Origin of the sequence: Serratia silvae (assembly GCF_023282985.1) — a bacterium.
GTDB classification, from domain to species: Bacteria; Pseudomonadota; Gammaproteobacteria; order Enterobacterales; family Enterobacteriaceae; genus Chania; species Chania silvae.
On sequence record NZ_JAGQDC010000026.1, the window covers coordinates 1 to 18168 of the forward strand.

Sequence of the window (18168 nt, forward strand, 5' to 3'; positions counted from 1 at the left end):
TGGAGAAAGGGTAATTCTGAGCGTGAAGGAACCGACATTACTAACTGAGCGTTGTATCTAACCCTGGGGGCAGGTCAAATGGACTGACGAGTTTGATATGGAAAATAAACAACTACAAACTATTTTACCGGCTTTTGGTGATTCAATTGAATCTCACCTCTATCGCTACCTCACAGAAAATAAGGTAGCAACCTCAAAGGAAGTTCTCTTTATGGCAGGTTCCCCTGCGGCGGGAAAAACTGAACTCCTGAATCGCTTAATAGAACAGAACGGACTAACGAACTTTGTTCGTATTGATGCTGATGATTTTCGTTGGTGGTTCCCCTACTACAATGAAAAAAACGCTAGAGATTACCAGAAGCCAGCCTCCGGCATGGTTGAGAAAACGTATAAACATGCGCTAACCGATGGTTACCCTATCATCATGGATTCCACGTTTGCCAGCCCTGGTATAGCTGATAAAAATTTCGACAGGGCGTTTGAGGCAGGCTACAAAGTGATGCTCAACTATGTTTACTTTGAGCCAGCACTGGCATGGCAATATGCCCAGACGAGGACTCGACAAGTGCCACTTGATGTTCTTAAAAAGAATTTCATAAAAAGCAGTGAGACGATCGAACATGTTCTCAATAAGTACCACGGGTGCTTCACATTAAATGTCATCCAGCGGCGCCCCGATCCTAACAACCAGGGGCAGTTCATCATTGATTATAAATCAGGAGTTACCAAAGATAGCTGGGTGGACTCTCATGATTGCCCCTACACTGTCATTGAAGATCTGGCACACATCGGTGTATAACATTTGTCCGTTTTAAGGAGTGCGTATGTCATTCAAAACTGATGCCAGGATCCCTGCAACTGAACCTTCGCTGCTCGATGTCTTTGGGCCGAATATCAGTGACGAGGTAAAAGCGACCAATCAGAGGGCTGCTGAGCTTTCTATGGACGATATGGCTAAGGTTATGAACCCAGCGAGCACAACTGATTGCATCACCAATGACGCGGCCACTCGCTATTCAACTTCAATCGAACGTTTAGTGAAGTTAAGAGAGCAGCTTGGTGGTGATTCAGATCGTGAGTCTACCGGGTATCCGTTGCAACAGCTAACTGTCTTTCCAGCGTCTCTGGGGAGAACACAGTATCGTCTAGTGCCAGCAACGATGCTTGTAAGGCCTTTTGCTATCTCTTCAAAAGCCCAACAGACTGCCGATCTCGTCAGGGAAAGTATTGAGAGTTTACTCCCTCAAGGAGTGGACGAGCGCTCAATTACAGTGACCATTGAATATACCGATCCAAGGACTGGCGTGCCGCGCACCAAAAATGTGAATTTCTCACAGAAATCAGAAGACGAATCTATTCGTCGCCATCTGTTCTCAACAAATATCGGACACAGAGCTGGGTTGCACTACGCTAAGGCAAAAAAATAATTAAACCGACACTACGGCGCAAATATTACAACAATGATTGTTGGCCTCTGGCAGCTATTACTTTGATTCAGCGATAAAAAAATCCGGTGTGCCTTTTGAACGGCACCACCGGATTTTTCAATTTATAGCCTATCTTCGTGAAATTACTCCACGGTAACGGATTTCGCCAGGTTACGTGGCTGATCCACATCGGTGCCTTTAATCAGGGCCACGTAGTAGGACAGTAACTGCAACGGCACGGTGTAGAAGATCGGTGCGACGATTTCTTCCACGTGCGGCAGTGGGATGATGGTCATCCCTTCGCTGCTGACGAAACCGGCATCCTGATCGGCGAACACATACAGCTGGCCACCACGGGCGCGCACCTCTTCGATATTGGATTTAAGCTTCTCCAACAGCTCGTTGTTAGGCGCAACTACGATCACCGGCATATCGGCATCGATCAGCGCCAGCGGGCCGTGCTTAAGCTCACCGGCGGCGTACGCCTCTGCGTGGATATAGGAGATCTCTTTAAGCTTCAGTGCCCCTTCCATCGCGATCGGATATTGATCGCCACGGCCAAGGAACAGGGCATGATGCTTATCAGAGAAACCTTCCGCCAGCGCTTCGATGCTCTTGTCCAGTGACAGCATCTGCTCGATACGCGCAGGCAGCGCTTGCAGACCGTGCACTATGTCATGCTCTACGCTTTCCGCCATCCCTTTCAGGCGGCCCAGACGCGCCACCAGCATCAACAACACAGCAAGCTGGGTGGTAAAGGCTTTGGTGGAAGCGACGCCGATTTCGGTACCGGCCTTGGTCATCAGAGCCAGATCGGATTCACGCACCAGTGAAGAACCGGCCACGTTGCACACGGCCAGAGAACCCAAATAACCCAGCTCTTTGGACAGGCGCAGCGCTGCCAGCGTATCGGCAGTCTCACCGGATTGAGACAGGGTGATGATCAGGCTGCCCGGGCGCACCGCTGACTTGCGATAACGAAACTCAGAAGCGATCTCGACGTCACAAGGCACGCCAGCCAGCGACTCGAACCAGTAACGTGCTACCATCCCGGAGTGGTAGGAAGTCCCACAGGCGATGATCTGCACGTGCTGCACTTTTGACAGTAGTTCGTCGGCGTGCGGGCCAAGCTCGCTCAGGTCGATTTTGCCATGGCTGAAACGCCCCTCAAGGGTGTTTTTCAGCGCCATTGGCTGCTCAAAAATCTCTTTTTGCATGTAATGACGGTACGCGCCTTTGTCACCAGCGTCGTATTGCACCTGAGATTCGATCTCCGGGCGCTCAATCGCATTACCCTGCTTGTCAAAAATGCTGACGGTGCGGCGGGTTACTTCTACCACGTCGCCTTCTTCCAGGAAGATAAAGCGGCGGGTTACCGGCAGCAGGGCCAGTTGGTCGGAAGAAATGAAGTTTTCGCCCACGCCACGGCCAATCACCAGCGGGCTACCTGAGCGGGCAGCAACCAATACGCTCGGGTCGCGACTGTCCATCACCACGGTGCCATAAGCGCCACGCAGCTGTGGGATCACACGCTGTACCACTTCCAGCAGCGTACCGCCCTGCTTCTGTTCCCAATGCACCAGGTGAGCAATCACCTCGGTATCGGTTTCAGAGCTGAAGTGATAACCACGCTCAATCAGCAGTTCGCGCAGCGGTTCGTAGTTTTCGATAATGCCGTTATGCACCACCGCGATGTAATCTGAAACATGAGGATGCGCGTTCGCCTCCGAAGGCTCACCGTGCGTCGCCCAACGGGTATGGGCTATCCCGGTACCGCCGTGCAGATCATGCTGCTCTGCCGCTTCCACCAGTTTTTGTACCTTGCCGACACGACGTAAACGGCTGACGTTACCCTCGCTATCCACCACGGCCAGACCCGCTGAGTCATAGCCCCGGTATTCCAGGCGGCGTAAACCTTCCAACAAGATCTCGGCGATATCACGTTGCGCTACTGCACCTACAATTCCACACATCTGTTGTATTCCTAATTAAACGCCTTGCTGGCGCTTTCGATGTCTCGACCTGATTTTTGCCGGTTTACCCGTGCTTCCCCGAGCCTGTAGATAATGGGGATTATTATATTTTGCTCTGTGCTCTTTAACGAAAGTACAGAGCAAAACAGTGTCGCCCCTAACCCACTCCCATAGGGAGAAGGTTAGGGTGATGGGTATTACTTCTTCTTGGTTGGACGCTGCCAGCCTTGAATATGCACCTGCTTGACCCGGCTCAACACCAGCTCATTATCCGCAATATCACGCGTCACCGTGGTACCAGCAGCGATCGTCACCCCTTTGCCTACGGTAACCGGAGCCACCAGTTGAGTGTCCGAACCGACAAACACCCCGTCGCCAATAATGGTTTTGTGCTTGTTGGCACCGTCGTAGTTGCAGGTAATGGTACCGGCACCGATATTCACATCGTCGCCAATCTCGGCGTCGCCCAGATAGCTCAGGTGACCGGCTTTAGAGCCTTTGCCCAGGCGGGCTTTCTTCATTTCCACGAAGTTGCCAACGTGGGCACCTTCCGCCAGTTCGGCACCCGGGCGTAACCGGGCAAACGGGCCTACGGTACAGGCCGATTCCAGCACGGCATCTTCCAGCACGCTGTAAGGGCTGATCTCGCAGTCGTCGCCAATCACGCAGTTTTTCAGCACGCTGCCTGCGCCGATCTTCACGCAGTTACCCAGCTTGACCTTGCCTTCGATAATCACGTTGGCATCGATGGAGATATCGCGGCCATGTTCCAGCTCGCCACGCAGATCGAAGCGCGCCGGATCCAGCAGCATCACGCCAGCCAGCAGCAGCTTCTCTGCCTGCTCGGCCTGATACACACGTTCAAGCTGCGACAGTTGCAGGCGGTTATTCACACCTTCAACTTCGCTCAGGCGCGCCGGGTGTACCGCCTCAATCTTGTTCCCCTCGGCATGAGCCAGGGCAATGATGTCGGTGATATAGAATTCACCTTGGGCATTATTATTGTTCAGCTTGCCCAGCCAGCGCTTCAGATCGCGGCCGTTGGCCACCAGAATGCCGGTGTTGATCTCGTTAATCTGGCGCTGCTGCTCGTTGGCATCTTTATGTTCGACAATGCCCACCACAGTGCCGTTTTCACGCACGATGCGGCCATAACCGCTTGGATCTTGCAGCTTCACCGTCAGCAGGCCAATGCCCCCCTGAGGTTTGGCTGCCAGCAGGCGCGTCAGCGTGTCGACGGCGATCAATGGCACATCGCCATACAGCATCAGCACGTCTTCATCATCGGAAAAATGCGGTGCCGCCTGCTGCATCGCATGGCCAGTTCCCAACTGTTCGGCCTGCAACACCCAGTTTAGTGCATCATTGCGCAGGGTGCTTTTCAGCAGCTCGCCGCCGTGGCCGTAAACCAGATGGACGTTTTTGGCGCCCAGCTTCATGGCAGCATCAATGACGTGCTGCACCATTGGCTTACCCGCCAGCGGATGTAACACCTTGGGAAGGTCGGAATACATGCGTGTTCCCTTGCCCGCGGCGAGGATAACCACGCTCATTGCACTGTTAGACATAAGCAACCTGATAACTCCATTTTGATGGACGAAAGTAAAACCGTTTGATGACGGAATTACTACATATTTCTCTACACGAATCCAGCGCAGGCCGTATGGCTCCTAGCCTGCCGCCAATGGCTGCAATCCAGCCGTACAGCGAAAAAACTGTCGGCGATCGGCGACGCTTAATTCCACTGGACGCGCTAATACAGCACAATGCCTGGCCGGTTGAAACGCTTATTTTAAAACAAAAAAAAAGCGACCCACAGGGGCCGCTTTCTTATTTCCACACGCTGCAGGCAACGCGGGAGTTTACATCGCTTTTCTGGTGAGCTCGATAACGCGCAGTTTCGCGATCGCTTTCGCCAGTTCAGCAGATGCCTGAGCATAGTCGACATCGCCATGAGAGCTACGGATGTGCTCTTCAGCTTTACGCTTAGCTTCCAGCGCTCTCGCTTCGTCGAGGTCCGTTCCACGGATGGCAGTGTCCGCCAGCACGGTTACCACGCTCGGCTGTACCTCAAGGATACCGCCGGACAGGTAGATGAACTCTTCTTCACCGTGCTGTTTAACAATACGCACCATGCCAGGCTTGATGGCAGTCAGCAGCGGCGCATGGCCAGGGAAGATCCCCAGTTCGCCTTCGCTGCCTGTCACCTGGATCTTCTGCACCAGGCCGGAAAACATCTGCTTTTCCGCGCTGACGACATCCAGATGGTAAGTCATAGCCATATCACCCTCCTCTCAAGGCGTTACAGTTTCTTGGCTTTTTCCACTGCTTCTTCAATGGTGCCAACCATGTAGAACGCCTGCTCCGGCAGGTGGTCATAGTCGCCGTCCATAATGCCTTTGAAACCACGGATGGTATCTTTCAGCGATACGAACTTGCCCGGAGAACCGGTAAAGACTTCTGCCACGAAGAACGGCTGAGACAGGAAACGTTGGATTTTACGCGCACGGGATACAACCAGCTTGTCATCTTCTGACAGCTCGTCCATACCCAGGATGGCGATGATATCTTTCAGTTCCTGATAGCGTTGCAGAATAGACTGCACGCCACGCGCTACGTCGTAGTGCTCCTGGCCAACTACCAGCGGATCCAGCTGACGGCTGGTGGAGTCCAGCGGGTCAACGGCCGGGTAGATACCCAGAGAAGCGATGTTACGGCTCAGTACCACGGTTGCATCCAAGTGAGCAAAGGTGGTGGCTGGTGATGGGTCAGTCAAGTCATCCGCAGGAACGTAAACGGCCTGCACAGAGGTGATTGAACCGGTCTTGGTAGAGGTGATACGTTCTTGCAGAACACCCATCTCTTCCGCCAGCGTTGGCTGATAACCTACCGCCGATGGCATACGGCCCAGAAGTGCGGACACTTCGGTACCGGCCAGGGTATAACGGTAGATGTTATCGACGAACAGCAGTACGTCACGACCTTCATCACGGAACTTCTCAGCCATGGTCAGGCCGGTCAGCGCAACGCGCAGACGGTTACCTGGTGGCTCGTTCATCTGGCCGTAAACCAGGGAAACTTTGTCCAGTACGTTGGAGTCGGTCATTTCGTGGTAGAAATCGTTACCCTCACGAGTACGTTCACCCACGCCCGCAAACACTGAATAACCGGAGTGCTCGATCGCGATGTTACGGATCAGCTCCATCATGTTTACGGTTTTACCTACACCAGCACCACCGAACAGACCGACTTTACCACCCTTGGCGAACGGGCAGATCAGGTCCATTACCTTGATACCGGTTTCCAGCAGATCCTGGGAGTTGGACAGTTCTTCGTAGCTTGGCGCCGGGCGGTGAATAGCCCAACGTTCTTCTTCGCCGATGTCACCCTTCATGTCGATTGGTTGACCCAATACGTTCATGATACGGCCCAGGGTAGCTTTACCTACCGGTACTTCAATTGGGTGCTGCAGGTCGGTTACGGCCAGACCACGACGCAGACCGTCTGAGGTCCCCATTGCGATACAGCGAACCACGCCGCCACCCAGCTGTTGCTGAACTTCCAGCACCAATTTCTCGGAGCCGTTTGCGACCTCAAGAGCGTCGTACACTTTTGGTACGGCATCCTGAGGGAACTCGACGTCCACCACGGCGCCGATTACCTGGATAATCTTTCCAGTAGCCATCTTGAATCCTCTACGTAATTCGTAAACCTAGCTTAAACCGCGGAGGCTCCCGAAACGATCTCGGTGAGTTCCTGAGTGATGCTGGCCTGACGCGCCTTGTTGTATACCAACTGCAGCTCTTTGATCAGGCTACCGCCGTTATCGGTTGCGGCTTTCATCGCGACCATTCGTGCGGCCTGCTCGCTGGCCAGGTTTTCCACGACGCCCTGATAAACTTGCGATTCCACATAACGGCGCAGCAAGGTATCAAGCAGCACTTTTGGATCGGGTTCATACAGGTAATCCCAGGATTTTCTCTTCAGTTCACTGTCATCAGAAGGTGGCAATGGCAGAAGTTGCAGTAACTGCGGTTCCTGGGACATCGTATTAACAAATTTGTTGCTGACAACGTACAGCTTGTCTAAACGACCTTCGTCGTAGGCTTGCAGCATCACTTTCACAGGACCGATCAGATCCGACAGGGAAGGGTTATCCCCCATGCCAGTCACCTGGGCAACCACGTTGCCACCCACGGAACCAAAGAAAGAGGCCGCTTTCGAGCCAATAAGCGCTAAATCAGCTTCAACGCCTTTTTCAGACCAGCCTTTCATCTCTGCCAACAGCTTCTTGAACAGGTTGATGTTCAAGCCACCGCAGAGACCACGGTCAGTAGACACCACCAGATACCCGACGCGCTTAACGTCACGCTCATCCAGGTACGGGTGCTTATATTCCAGATTCCCTAAAGCCAGGTGACCAATCACCTCGCGCATGGTCTCTGCATAAGGACGGCTGGCCGCCATGCGTTCCTGCGATTTACGCATTTTGGAGGCGGCGACCATTTCCATCGCTTTAGTGATCTTCTGCGTGTTTTGCACGCTGGCGATCTTACTACGTATCTCTTTTGCGCCGGCCATCTCTGCTTCTCCTCATTGCCAGCGGCCTGCCGTCTTGCAACGGCAGGCCGCTATGCGTTACCAGGACTGGGTTGCCTTGAAGGTATCGAGGATGCCTTTCAGCTTGCCTTCGATCTCATCGTTATAAGCACCAGTTTGGTTGATGTGGTTCAGCAGTTCGGCATGCTCGCGATCCGCAAAAGCAACCAGAGCGGCTTCGAAGCTGACGACTTTCGCCACTTCTACGTCGTTCAGGTAACCACGCTCGGCGGCAAACAGCACCAGAGACTGTTGTGCGACGGACATCGGCGCATACTGTTTCTGTTTCAGCAGCTCGGTCACTTTCTGACCGTGGCTCAGCTGTTTACGCGTTGCATCGTCCAGATCGGAAGCGAACTGAGAGAACGCAGCCAGTTCACGATACTGTGCCAGTGCGGTACGAATACCACCGGACAGTTTTTTCATGATCTTGGTCTGTGCTGCACCACCCACACGGGATACGGAAATACCCGGGTTAACCGCCGGACGGATACCGGAGTTAAACAGGTTGGATTCCAAGAAGATCTGACCATCGGTAATCGAGATTACGTTGGTCGGAACGAACGCGGAAACGTCACCCGCCTGGGTTTCAATGATCGGCAGAGCGGTCAGTGAACCGGTTTGGCCTTTGACTTCACCTTTGGTGAAGGCTTCAACGTAGTCGGCGTTAACACGCGCAGCACGCTCCAGCAAACGGGAGTGGAGGTAGAATACGTCGCCTGGGTAAGCTTCGCGACCTGGTGGACGGCGAAGCAGCAGGGAGATCTGACGGTAAGCAACAGCCTGTTTGGACAGATCATCGTATACGATCAGCGCATCTTCACCACGGTCACGGAAGTATTCGCCCATTGCGCAACCGGCATATGGCGCCAGATATTGCAGTGCAGCGGATTCTGACGCAGTAGCCACAACCACGATGGTGTTGGCCAGTGCGCCGTGCTCTTCCAGCTTGCGCACCACGTTAGCGATGGTGGACGCTTTCTGGCCGATAGCCACGTAAACACATTTGATGCCGGAATCACGCTGGTTGATGATCGCATCGATCGCCAGTGCGGTTTTACCGGTTTGACGGTCACCGATCACCAGCTCACGCTGGCCACGACCGATTGGGATCATGGCATCGACCGATTTGTAGCCGGTCTGCACTGGCTGATCAACAGACTGACGTTCGATAACGCCAGGTGCGATAGTTTCAACCGGAGAGAAACCGTCGTGTTCAACAGGGCCTTTACCATCGATCGGTGCGCCCAACGTGTTGACTACGCGGCCCAACAGGCCACGGCCTACCGGAACTTCCAGAATACGGCCGGTACATTTTACCTTCATGCCTTCGGCCAGATCCGAATACGGACCCATAACCACGGCACCTACAGAGTCACGCTCCAGGTTCAATGCAATTGCGTAACGGTTGCCTGGCAGAGCGATCATTTCGCCCTGCATAACGTCGGCCAAACCGTGTACACGGATGATCCCGTCGCTGACGGAAACGATGGTACCTTCATTGTGAGCTTCGCTCACTACATTGAACTGAGCAATGCGCTGCTTGATCAGTTCGCTGATTTCGGTGGAATTCAGTTGCATGCTCCAGTCCCCTTAAGACTGCAAGACGTCTGCCAGGCGGTCGAGGCGGCCACGTACGCTACCATCGATCACCAGATCACCGGCACGGATAATGACACCGGCCAGTACAGACTTGTCAATTTTGCAATTCAGCTTAACTTTGCGTGACAGACGTTTTTCCATCGCAGCGGCAATCTTGGCTTGCTGTGTGTCGCTCAGTGCGCTCGATGAGAGCACGTCGACTTCGACGGTGGATTCCAGCGCGGCGCGCAGTTCGATGAACTGTTGCAACACCGCAGGAAGAACCAGTAAACGTCCATTTTCGGCCATTACACGGATAAAGTTCTGGCCATGTTCGTCGAGCTCATCGCCACAAACCGCAATAAACGTGTTGGACAAGGTTTCAGGTGCTACAGCACCAGAAAGCAGTTCCGCCATCTGTTCATTACGAGTGACAACAGCAGTGAACGCCAGCATTTGCTGCCAGCGTTCTACACTTTGGTTCTCAACGGCAAAGTCAAAAGCTGCTTTGGCGTAGGGGCGAGCTACAGTGATAAATTCAGACATCAGCCCCTCCCTCCTTACAGTTCAGCGACCAGTTTATCAACGATGTCGCTGTTAGCAGCTTCATCCACGGAACGTTCGATGATCTTCTCGGCGCCGGCAATTGCCAGCATCGCGACTTGCTTACGCAACTCTTCACGAGCGCGCTTACGTTCGGCTTCGATCTCAGCCTGAGCCTGCGCCACGATTTTGTTACGTTCCTGCTCGGCTTCTGCTTTCGCTTCGTCCATGATCTGAGCTTTGCGTTTGTTTGCTTGCTCTATGATCACCTGAGCTTCCGCTTTGGCAGTTTTCAGCTGGTCGGTCGCAGTGGCCTGCGCTAAGTCCAAATCTTTTTTGCCACGTTCTGCAGAAGCGAGGCCATCAGCAATTTCTTTCTGACGCTTCTCGATGGCTGCCATAATCGGCGGCCATACATACTTCATGCAGAACCAGACAAACAGGATGAACGCGATAGCCTGGCCGAGGATTGTTGCGTTAATATTCACAGCACAATGCCTCTTTAAAAGTTAATTAATGGTTGTTTGTAGAGGGTTAACCCTACTTACGCGACAGCAAACATCACGTACAGACCCAGACCAACAGCGATCATCGGGATGGCGTCAACCAGGCCCATAACGATAAAGAACTGTGTACGCAGCAGAGGGATCAGATCAGGCTGACGTGCAGCGCCTTCCAAGAATTTACCACCCAGGATGCCGATACCGATCGCAGCACCGATTGCCGCCAGACCCATCATCACAGCGGCAGCCATGTACAGCAGATCCATATTCAGGTTTTCCATGACAGTCTCCAGTTTGTTTCAGTTTAATAGTGCAAGTGTTTTAAGAAAATCAGTGCTCTTCAGACGCCATCGAGAGATAGACAATCGTCAGAACCATGAAAATAAAGGCTTGAAGCGTAATGATCAGGATGTGGAAGATTGCCCAAGGCAAACTAAGCATCCACTGTGACCACCACGGCAACAGACCAGCAATCAGGATGAAGATCAACTCACCCGCATACATGTTGCCGAACAGTCGCAGACCCAGTGAAACAGGTTTGGACAGCAGGCTGACACCTTCAAGGATCAGGTTAATGGGAATAAATACCGGGTGGTTGAACGGCTGCATGGTTAACTCTTTGACGAACCCACCAATGCCTTTCATTTTAATGCTATAGAACAGGATCAGGATAAATACGGCCAGCGCCATCGACAGCGTGATGTTCACATCGGCGGTCGGCACCACACGCAGTGCTGGCAGACCAAGCTGAGTTCCGATATACGGCAGGAAATCAACCGGGATCAGATCCATCAGGTTCATCAGGAACACCCAGACGAACACCGTCAGTGCCAGTGGAGCAATCACCTTGCTCTTGCCGTGGTGCATATCTTTAACGCTGTTGTCGACAAAGCCAACGATCAGCTCAACGGCGGTTTGCAACTTTCCTGGCACACCACTGGTGGCGTTTTTGGCAACCTTGCGGAAAATCGCCAGAAAGACCACCCCGAGGACGACTGAGAAAAACATCGAGTCGAGGTTAATCGACCAAAACCCAGTCCCGACCTGAAGCTGCGTCAGGTGGTGACCGATATACTCCTGTGGACTGTTGAATCCCTCTGCAGACATGATGCCTCTACCCTTATTTAGTTAATTTCGGTAACTGTTAATCACGGCGGGTGCCACGATCTGCACCACTAACACCGCTAAATAGGTCAGGCCAAGCGGTACAAACGCCGCTTTGAACACCCCAAGCGCCACGATCAGCAAAACGATGGTGATCACGACCTTTAGCCCTTCACCAATGGCGAACGACCAGGCAACCCGTCCGGGCGCCGGCGTCTGTGCCTGATGACGCAAGGCAAACAGCATAAACATGGCATTGGGTAACCAGGCAGCCAAGCCACCTGCCAGTGCCGAACCGCTCCACTCCAGACTTTTCAGGCCGAAAGCAGCGCTGATCAAAACAAAAGTCATTAACTGCAGCAACAGCAACTTGCGTGCAACTTTTCCGCTGTAAAGGGACACAGACATGACGTTTGTTCTCTCCGTACCCCTGAGGGGGTATGCCGACGTATAAAACTGCCTTTGCGGTTCTGAGTCAAGCAGCAAAAAACGTGCAAATTATACGGGCCACTCCAACGAATTCAATCGATAAGTAGCGAAAAGGTGAACAATTATTTAAATTTCCCTTTTTCGGGCTATTTTCACAAGAAAATGGTCGGAATAATCTGTCGTATTTATTTGTCTGACTATTCCACAGTTGCGGTAAGAAACGTGCAACCGATCACAATACTGACTATTAATGAGTTATAGCCCAGGTTAACGACCAAGGTCTTTAGCTTTTCGGGCGATCAAAAAATATTATAAATCAAATCATTACAGCGTAACCGTTCAAAAACAATCCTTATACCCCGTAAAAACCTTTTATTGACATTCACAGGAAGAATAAAGCAACACTAAATTAACACTAACCGCAAATCGGAATCTTTCACACATTGTTGCTAACGTGACTATCGCCCACTGAAATGATGCATTTCTGACACAACAATGTTAATTAAATGAAAAAAAACCAAAAGGAACTATCTGATTAGCCTGCTTGCTATTTACCTTCTGTACCTTACATCAATCGCTGATTATTTGATGCTAAACAATTCTGATTTGGCTTTAGTGGGCTTTCAGGACGATCAAATGGCGCTCGCCTTCCAGCTCCGGCACCTGCAAACGCACCACCGACTCCAGAGAGATTCCCTCTGGCAACTGCGCCAGTTCGTCTTGCGGGCAAACCCCTTTCAGCGCATAAAAACGTCCCTGGCCTTTGGCTGGCAGATGGTGACACCAGGCCAACATATCTTGCAACGAAGCAAACGCCCGGCTGATCACGCCATCAAACGGCGGTTCTGCTACAAACTCTTCTACACGGCTCTGTACCGGTTCGATATTGTTCAGCCCCAGCTCATGCTGTACCTGCCGCAGAAAGCGTACCCGCTTGCCCAGGCTGTCTAACAGAGTGAAATGGGCATCGGGTCGCACAATCGCCAATGGTATACCAGGCAAACCAGGACCTGTGCCAACATCGATAAAGCGTGAACCTGTCAGATGGGCATTCACCACGATGCTGTCCATGATATGACGCACCAGCATTTGCTGCGGATCGCGAACGGAAGTGAGGTTGTAAGCCTTGTTCCACTTATCGAGCATAGCGACATAGCCCAACAATTGCTGCTTTTGTTGATCGGGAAGCGAAATTCCAGCCGCTGCAAGCAACGAATCCAATTTTTTTTGCACAACAGAGTCCTCTGACAGGCGTGGAACAGCAGGCCAATCTGCAACTGCTCTCTAAGGCAGCCTATGATAATTCAGGCTTGAGATGATGTCAGCGGCCGTTTGCTCAGCAGATAGGCAAACGGCTACTCGGTGAGCGGATTTATGCGCTGCGGCGCAGTAAGCCCTGCTTTTTCAGCCAGATCAGCAAAATAGAGATCGCTGCTGGGGTGATACCGGAAATGCGCGAAGCCTGGCCGATCGAGTTAGGCTTGTGATCGTTAAGTTTAGCGATCACCTCGTTGGATAATCCGGATACCTGACGATAATCGAGATCCAGCGGCAGTACGGTGTTCTCGTTGCGTTGCTGTTTGTCGATCTCATCTTGCTGACGAGCGATGTAGCCTTCGTATTTCACCTGAATTTCCACCTGCTCGGCAGCTTCAGTGTCTGTCAGCGCAGGCGCGAAAGCAGCCACCGCGGTCAGTTGACCATAATCCATTTCCGGGCGGCGCAGCAGTTCTTCGCCGTTGGCTTCGCGTGACAAAGGCGCTTTCAGCAGGACGTTAACCTGCTCGACGTTCTCTGAATGCGGATGCACCCAGATATCACGCAGACGTTGGCGTTCCTGTTCGATGTGCTCGAGCTTTTCGCAGTAACGCTGCCAGCGGACATCGTCAACCAGCCCCAGTTCGCGGCCTTTTTCCGTCAGGCGCAGATCGGCATTGTCTTCACGCAGCATCAGACGGTATTCGGCACGTGAGGTAAACATACGGTACGGCTCTTTGGTGCCCAGCGTACTGAGATCGTCCACCAGCACCCCCAGGTAAGCCTGATCGCGGCGTGGTGACCAGCCTTCGTCTTCAACGGCATAACGCCCGGCGTTCAACCCAGCCAACAGGCCTTGTGCAGCAGCTTCTTCGTAACCGGTGGTGCCGTTGATCTGGCCTGCGAAGAATAGCCCCTGGATAAATTTGCTTTCCAACGTCGGTTTCAAATCGCGTGGATCGAAGAAATCGTACTCGATGGCATAGCCAGGGCGAACGATACGGGCATTTTGCATCCCTTCCATCGAACGAACGATCTGCATCTGTACGTCAAAGGGCAAACTGGTGGAAATACCGTTCGGATAGATCTCGTTGCTGGTTAACCCTTCAGGTTCCAAGAAGATCTGGTGCGCATTACGATCGGCAAAGCGCATGACTTTGTCTTCGATCGATGGGCAGTAGCGTGGCCCGATCCCTTCGATGATCCCGGCATACATTGGGCTACGATCGAGGTTATTGCGGATCACGTCATGCGTTTTTTCGTTGGTGTACGTGATGTAGCACGGCACCTGTTGTGGATGCTGGCTGGCGTTACCCAGGAAAGAAAACACAGGGATTGGCGTATCGCCATGCTGCTCAGCTAGAACGCTGAAGTCGATGGTGCGCGCATCGATACGGGGTGGTGTACCCGTTTTCAGGCGATTAACACGCAGAGGCAGTTCACGCAGACGCTGTGACAGAGAGATCGACGGAGGATCCCCGGCACGGCCGCCGCTGTAGTTTTCCAGCCCGATGTGGATCTTGCCATCCAGGAAGGTGCCCACGGTCAGTACCACCGCTTTAGCTCGGAACTTCAGCCCCATCTGGGTCACCGCACCGACCACTCGATCGTTCTCGACGATCAGATCCTCGACCGGCTGTTGGAAGATCATCAGGTTTGGCTGGTTCTCCAATGCGGTACGAACGGCTTGGCGATACAGGACGCGATCTGCCTGAGCTCGAGTGGCTCGCACTGCCGGGCCTTTGCTGGCGTTTAGTATCCTAAACTGGATGCCGGCATGATCGATCGCCTTGGCCATTAGCCCGCCGAGTGCATCGATTTCCTTGACCAGATGCCCTTTCCCGATACCACCGATCGCCGGATTACAGGACATTTGTCCCAGCGTGTCGATATTGTGGGTCAGTAATAAAGTCTGACGTCCCATACGTGCCGCAGCCATGGCGGCTTCGGTTCCGGCATGGCCACCACCGATGATAATGACGTCAAATTGCTCTGGATAAAACATGGAACAGCACCTCGGAGTACTTGCGAACGATCGTTGTTTGCCCTGGGGGGAGGATTCTACTCAAGTTTAGTCGATCGACCAAGCGGTCAGGATCTTAGGTAATTAAAAGAAGATCTTTTTTATTTAAAGATCTCTTTATTAGATCTCTTATTAGGATCGCGATCCTCTGTGGATAAGTGATTATTCCAGATAAAGATCAGCCGATTAAGCAGGATCGTTTGCTGTGAATGATCGGTGATCCTGGCCAGTATAAGCTGGGATCTAAATGCCATGTTATCCACAGATGGAAAAGTGTACGACGGTTGTTATTGGGATAACTACCGCTTATACCCTGCTTTCAAGCCTAGTTATACACAATCGTTCGCGCGATCTTTAACCGAATTAGAGTAAAATAATCCAATTCTTCAGCCATTCCTCGGCAGGATCCTCGGGAATTTCATGTTGGGTCACGTCGATCTCGAGACGATCGCCGATCCTTTTCGCTCCACGAGCCTGGAAAAGATCGTCGATCTGTTTGATCGCACCACAGAAGGTATCGTACTCAGAACTGCCCAAACCGACGGCACCAAACTGCACCTGGGATAAATCCGGTTGCTGCTCTGCCAGTTGTTCCAACAGCGGCTGCAAATTATCCGGTAAATCACCTGCACCGTGGGTAGAGGAAACCACCAGCCAGCGACCTGACAGCGTCAATTCATCCAATTCAGGGCCATGCAGCATCTCCGTTGAGAAACCTGCGGCTTCAAGCTTCTCGGCCAAATGTTCAGCCACGTATTCTGCGCTGCCAAGCGTGCTGCCACTGATCAGAGTAATGTCTGCCATGAATGAATTGATCCCAACCTTTATACTCAAGAGGCCGTATTGTACTCTGTGAATCAGCTGGGATCTACCTGTGGATAATATGGGTATAACGATCTTGTCTGTCGTTGGATCTGAGATTAAGGGGTTAATTTCTCAAAGAATAATGGCATCTTCTTCATGTAATGTTTTGATTTGAAGTTATTTAATCAAGAAGGGGGGCGGGGCAAGGAAGGAAGCGGCCAGCATGCCACCAGCTCACTGGCCAATAAATTTTTTATTACGCCACGTAATCTTCGGGTTTAATCGATGATATGAATGCCTGCTAAACACCAGCCTAAGGCGTAATGGTACGCATGATAGGATTCTGCAACGAGATCAGCGTCTCTGTTGATTGGATCTCGTCGATGGTCTGGATCTTGTTGATCAGTACCTGTTGCAACGCGTCGATCGAGCGGCACATCACCTTGATAAACACGCTGTAGTGGCCGGTGGTGTAATAGGCTTCCACCACTTCTTCCAGGCTTTCGAGCTTTTTCAGAGCCGAAGGGTAGTCCTTGGCACTCTTTAATATGATGCCGATAAAGCAGCAGACGTCGTAGCCTAGCTGTTTTGGATTCACATCAACCCGCGTTCCGGTGATGATCCCGGCCTGCTTCATCTTCTCCACTCGCACATGAATGGTGCCGGGGCTGACGGCAAAATTCTTCGCCAGTTCGGCGTAAGGCATGCGGGCATTCTCCATTAACGCGTTGAGGATGCCGCGATCGAGATTATCGATCTGATAAATTTCTGCCATTAAATGCCCCTTTAATTGCTGATTGTTGAATTATCACCGCTTAAAAATGACCGATTAAAAGTGAAAAGGCAATATTGATTGATGGATATTGAATTTAGGTGCCATTCTGTTGCTTAATCATTGGCAACTAGACAGGTTATTTAAGAGATACGGCAATGAAAAAGCAGTTTATCCAAAAACAACAACAAATCAGCTTCGTAAAATCCTTCTTCTCCCGCCAGTTGGAACAGCAGCTTGGCCTGATTGAAGTGCAGGCTCCGATCCTCAGCCGATTGGGCGATGGGACTCAAGATAACCTTTCTGGCAGCGAAAAAGCCGTTCAGGTGAAAGTCAAAAGCCTGCCGGACGCGACGTTTGAAGTCGTGCACTCGCTGGCTAAATGGAAGCGTAAAACCCTGGGCGACCACGATTTCAGCGCGGGTGAAGGTGTGTATACCCATATGAAAGCGCTGCGCCCGGATGAAGATCGCCTGACGCCGATCCACTCGGTGTATGTCGATCAGTGGGATTGGGAACGTGTAATGGGAGATGGCGAACGTAGCCCGGCTTACCTGCAAGATACCGTTAAGCGGATCTATGCCTCTATAAAAGAAACGGAAGCCGCGGTGAGCCGTGAATTTGGTCTGGCACCGTTCCTGCCAGAACAGATCCACTTTGTTCACAGCGAAACACTGCTGCAACGTTACCCCGATCTGGATGCCAAAGGCCGTGAACGTGCGATTGCCAAAGAATTGGGGGCGGTATTCCTGATTGGTATTGGTGGCGAGCTGTCACATGGCAAATCTCATGACGTGCGCGCACCGGATTATGATGACTGGACCACGCCAGGTGTCGAAGGGCTGAAAGGGTTGAACGGTGACATCGTGGTGTGGAACCCGGTGTTGCAGGATGCGTTTGAACTTTCCTCTATGGGTATTCGTGTTGACGCGGCAGCGCTGCAACATCAGCTGACGTTAACCGACGATCTGGATCGCCTGAAGCTGGAATGGCATCAATCTCTGCTGCGCGGTGAAATGCCTCAGACCATTGGCGGCGGGATTGGTCAATCACGCCTGGTGATGCTGTTGTTGCAACTGTCGCATATTGGTCAGGTACAGTGTGGCGTGTGGGGGCCTGAGGTACGCGAAAGCGTTGAAGGGCTGCTGTAACG

Annotated in this window: 19 protein-coding genes; 4 read left to right on the plus strand and 15 right to left on the minus strand. The window is 52.2% G+C overall.

The window, feature by feature from the left end:
• Positions 1–97: 97 nt before the first annotated feature.
• Both KAJ71_RS21595 and KAJ71_RS21600 read left to right on the plus strand, forming a co-directional pair.
• Positions 98–799: a zeta toxin family protein gene (locus tag KAJ71_RS21595; protein ID WP_248947568.1), complete on the plus strand. Its 702-nt coding sequence runs from the start codon at positions 98–100 to the stop codon at positions 797–799.
• Between the two features lie 25 nt (positions 800–824).
• Positions 825–1427, plus strand: a complete 603-nt coding sequence (locus tag KAJ71_RS21600) for a hypothetical protein (RefSeq protein WP_248947569.1) — start codon at positions 825–827, stop codon at positions 1425–1427.
• Positions 1428–1570: 143 nt separating this feature from the next.
• Here KAJ71_RS21600 and glmS read toward each other — a convergent pair whose 3' ends face one another.
• Together glmS and glmU are read right to left on the minus strand one after the other, a co-directional pair.
• Positions 1571–3400, minus strand: a complete 1830-nt coding sequence (gene glmS / locus KAJ71_RS21605; protein ID WP_248947570.1) for a glutamine--fructose-6-phosphate transaminase (isomerizing) — start codon at positions 3398–3400, stop codon at positions 1571–1573.
• A gap of 197 nt (positions 3401–3597) precedes the next feature.
• Complete coding sequence (glmU, locus tag KAJ71_RS21610) at positions 3598–4968, minus strand: bifunctional UDP-N-acetylglucosamine diphosphorylase/glucosamine-1-phosphate N-acetyltransferase GlmU (protein ID WP_248947571.1); 1371 nt, start codon at positions 4966–4968, stop codon at positions 3598–3600.
• A 47-nt stretch (positions 4969–5015) separates the two neighbouring features.
• Here glmU and KAJ71_RS21615 point away from each other — a divergent pair, with 47 nt between their 5' ends.
• A complete protein-coding gene (locus KAJ71_RS21615) occupies positions 5016–5282 on the plus strand; it encodes a hypothetical protein (protein WP_248947572.1) in 267 nt (88 codons plus the stop codon).
• On the opposite strand, the gene KAJ71_RS21620 is transcribed toward KAJ71_RS21615, so the two are convergent.
• The 13 genes from KAJ71_RS21620 to asnC form a co-directional block, all read right to left on the minus strand.
• On the minus strand, positions 5263–5682 hold the full coding sequence (locus KAJ71_RS21620) for a F0F1 ATP synthase subunit epsilon (RefSeq protein ID WP_004933814.1): 420 nt from the start codon (positions 5680–5682) through the stop codon (positions 5263–5265). The two genes, KAJ71_RS21615 and KAJ71_RS21620, sit on opposite strands and share 20 nt — an antisense overlap.
• Before the next feature lie 20 nt (positions 5683–5702).
• Positions 5703–7085, minus strand: a complete 1383-nt coding sequence (gene atpD, locus KAJ71_RS21625; RefSeq protein ID WP_021181425.1) for a F0F1 ATP synthase subunit beta — start codon at positions 7083–7085, stop codon at positions 5703–5705.
• Between the two features lie 32 nt (positions 7086–7117).
• Positions 7118–7981: a F0F1 ATP synthase subunit gamma gene (gene atpG, locus KAJ71_RS21630; protein ID WP_248947573.1), complete on the minus strand. Its 864-nt coding sequence runs from the start codon at positions 7979–7981 to the stop codon at positions 7118–7120.
• A gap of 57 nt (positions 7982–8038) precedes the next feature.
• Complete coding sequence (atpA, locus tag KAJ71_RS21635; RefSeq protein ID WP_248947574.1) at positions 8039–9580, minus strand: F0F1 ATP synthase subunit alpha; 1542 nt, start codon at positions 9578–9580, stop codon at positions 8039–8041.
• A gap of 12 nt (positions 9581–9592) precedes the next feature.
• Positions 9593–10126 (minus strand): F0F1 ATP synthase subunit delta, encoded by a 534-nt coding sequence (gene atpH, locus KAJ71_RS21640; protein ID WP_248947575.1) that lies wholly within the window; start codon positions 10124–10126, stop codon positions 9593–9595.
• A gap of 14 nt (positions 10127–10140) precedes the next feature.
• On the minus strand, positions 10141–10611 hold the full coding sequence (atpF, locus tag KAJ71_RS21645) for a F0F1 ATP synthase subunit B (protein WP_248947576.1): 471 nt from the start codon (positions 10609–10611) through the stop codon (positions 10141–10143).
• 56 nt (positions 10612–10667) lie between these two features.
• The gene (gene atpE / locus KAJ71_RS21650; RefSeq protein ID WP_000429386.1) at positions 10668–10907 is read right to left on the minus strand and encodes a F0F1 ATP synthase subunit C; all 240 of its coding nucleotides are present in this window, start codon (positions 10905–10907) and stop codon (positions 10668–10670) included.
• A 49-nt stretch (positions 10908–10956) separates the two neighbouring features.
• Positions 10957–11733: a F0F1 ATP synthase subunit A gene (gene atpB / locus KAJ71_RS21655; protein WP_248947577.1), complete on the minus strand. Its 777-nt coding sequence runs from the start codon at positions 11731–11733 to the stop codon at positions 10957–10959.
• A 21-nt stretch (positions 11734–11754) separates the two neighbouring features.
• Positions 11755–12138 (minus strand): F0F1 ATP synthase subunit I, encoded by a 384-nt coding sequence (gene atpI, locus KAJ71_RS21660; protein WP_248947578.1) that lies wholly within the window; start codon positions 12136–12138, stop codon positions 11755–11757.
• A gap of 633 nt (positions 12139–12771) precedes the next feature.
• Positions 12772–13392 (minus strand): 16S rRNA (guanine(527)-N(7))-methyltransferase RsmG, encoded by a 621-nt coding sequence (gene rsmG, locus KAJ71_RS21665; protein WP_248947579.1) that lies wholly within the window; start codon positions 13390–13392, stop codon positions 12772–12774.
• A 139-nt stretch (positions 13393–13531) separates the two neighbouring features.
• A complete protein-coding gene (gene mnmG, locus KAJ71_RS21670; RefSeq protein ID WP_248947580.1) occupies positions 13532–15421 on the minus strand; it encodes a tRNA uridine-5-carboxymethylaminomethyl(34) synthesis enzyme MnmG in 1890 nt (629 codons plus the stop codon).
• Positions 15422–15802: 381 nt separating this feature from the next.
• Positions 15803–16243, minus strand: coding sequence for an FMN-binding protein MioC (gene mioC, locus KAJ71_RS21675; protein ID WP_248947581.1), 441 nt, complete (start codon positions 16241–16243; stop codon positions 15803–15805).
• Positions 16244–16556: 313 nt separating this feature from the next.
• Positions 16557–17018, minus strand: coding sequence for a transcriptional regulator AsnC (asnC, locus tag KAJ71_RS21680; protein WP_021181440.1), 462 nt, complete (start codon positions 17016–17018; stop codon positions 16557–16559).
• A gap of 155 nt (positions 17019–17173) precedes the next feature.
• On the opposite strand from asnC, the gene asnA reads away from it, so the two are divergent.
• Positions 17174–18166: an aspartate--ammonia ligase gene (asnA, locus tag KAJ71_RS21685; protein WP_248947582.1), complete on the plus strand. Its 993-nt coding sequence runs from the start codon at positions 17174–17176 to the stop codon at positions 18164–18166.
• Positions 18167–18168 lie beyond the last annotated feature (2 nt).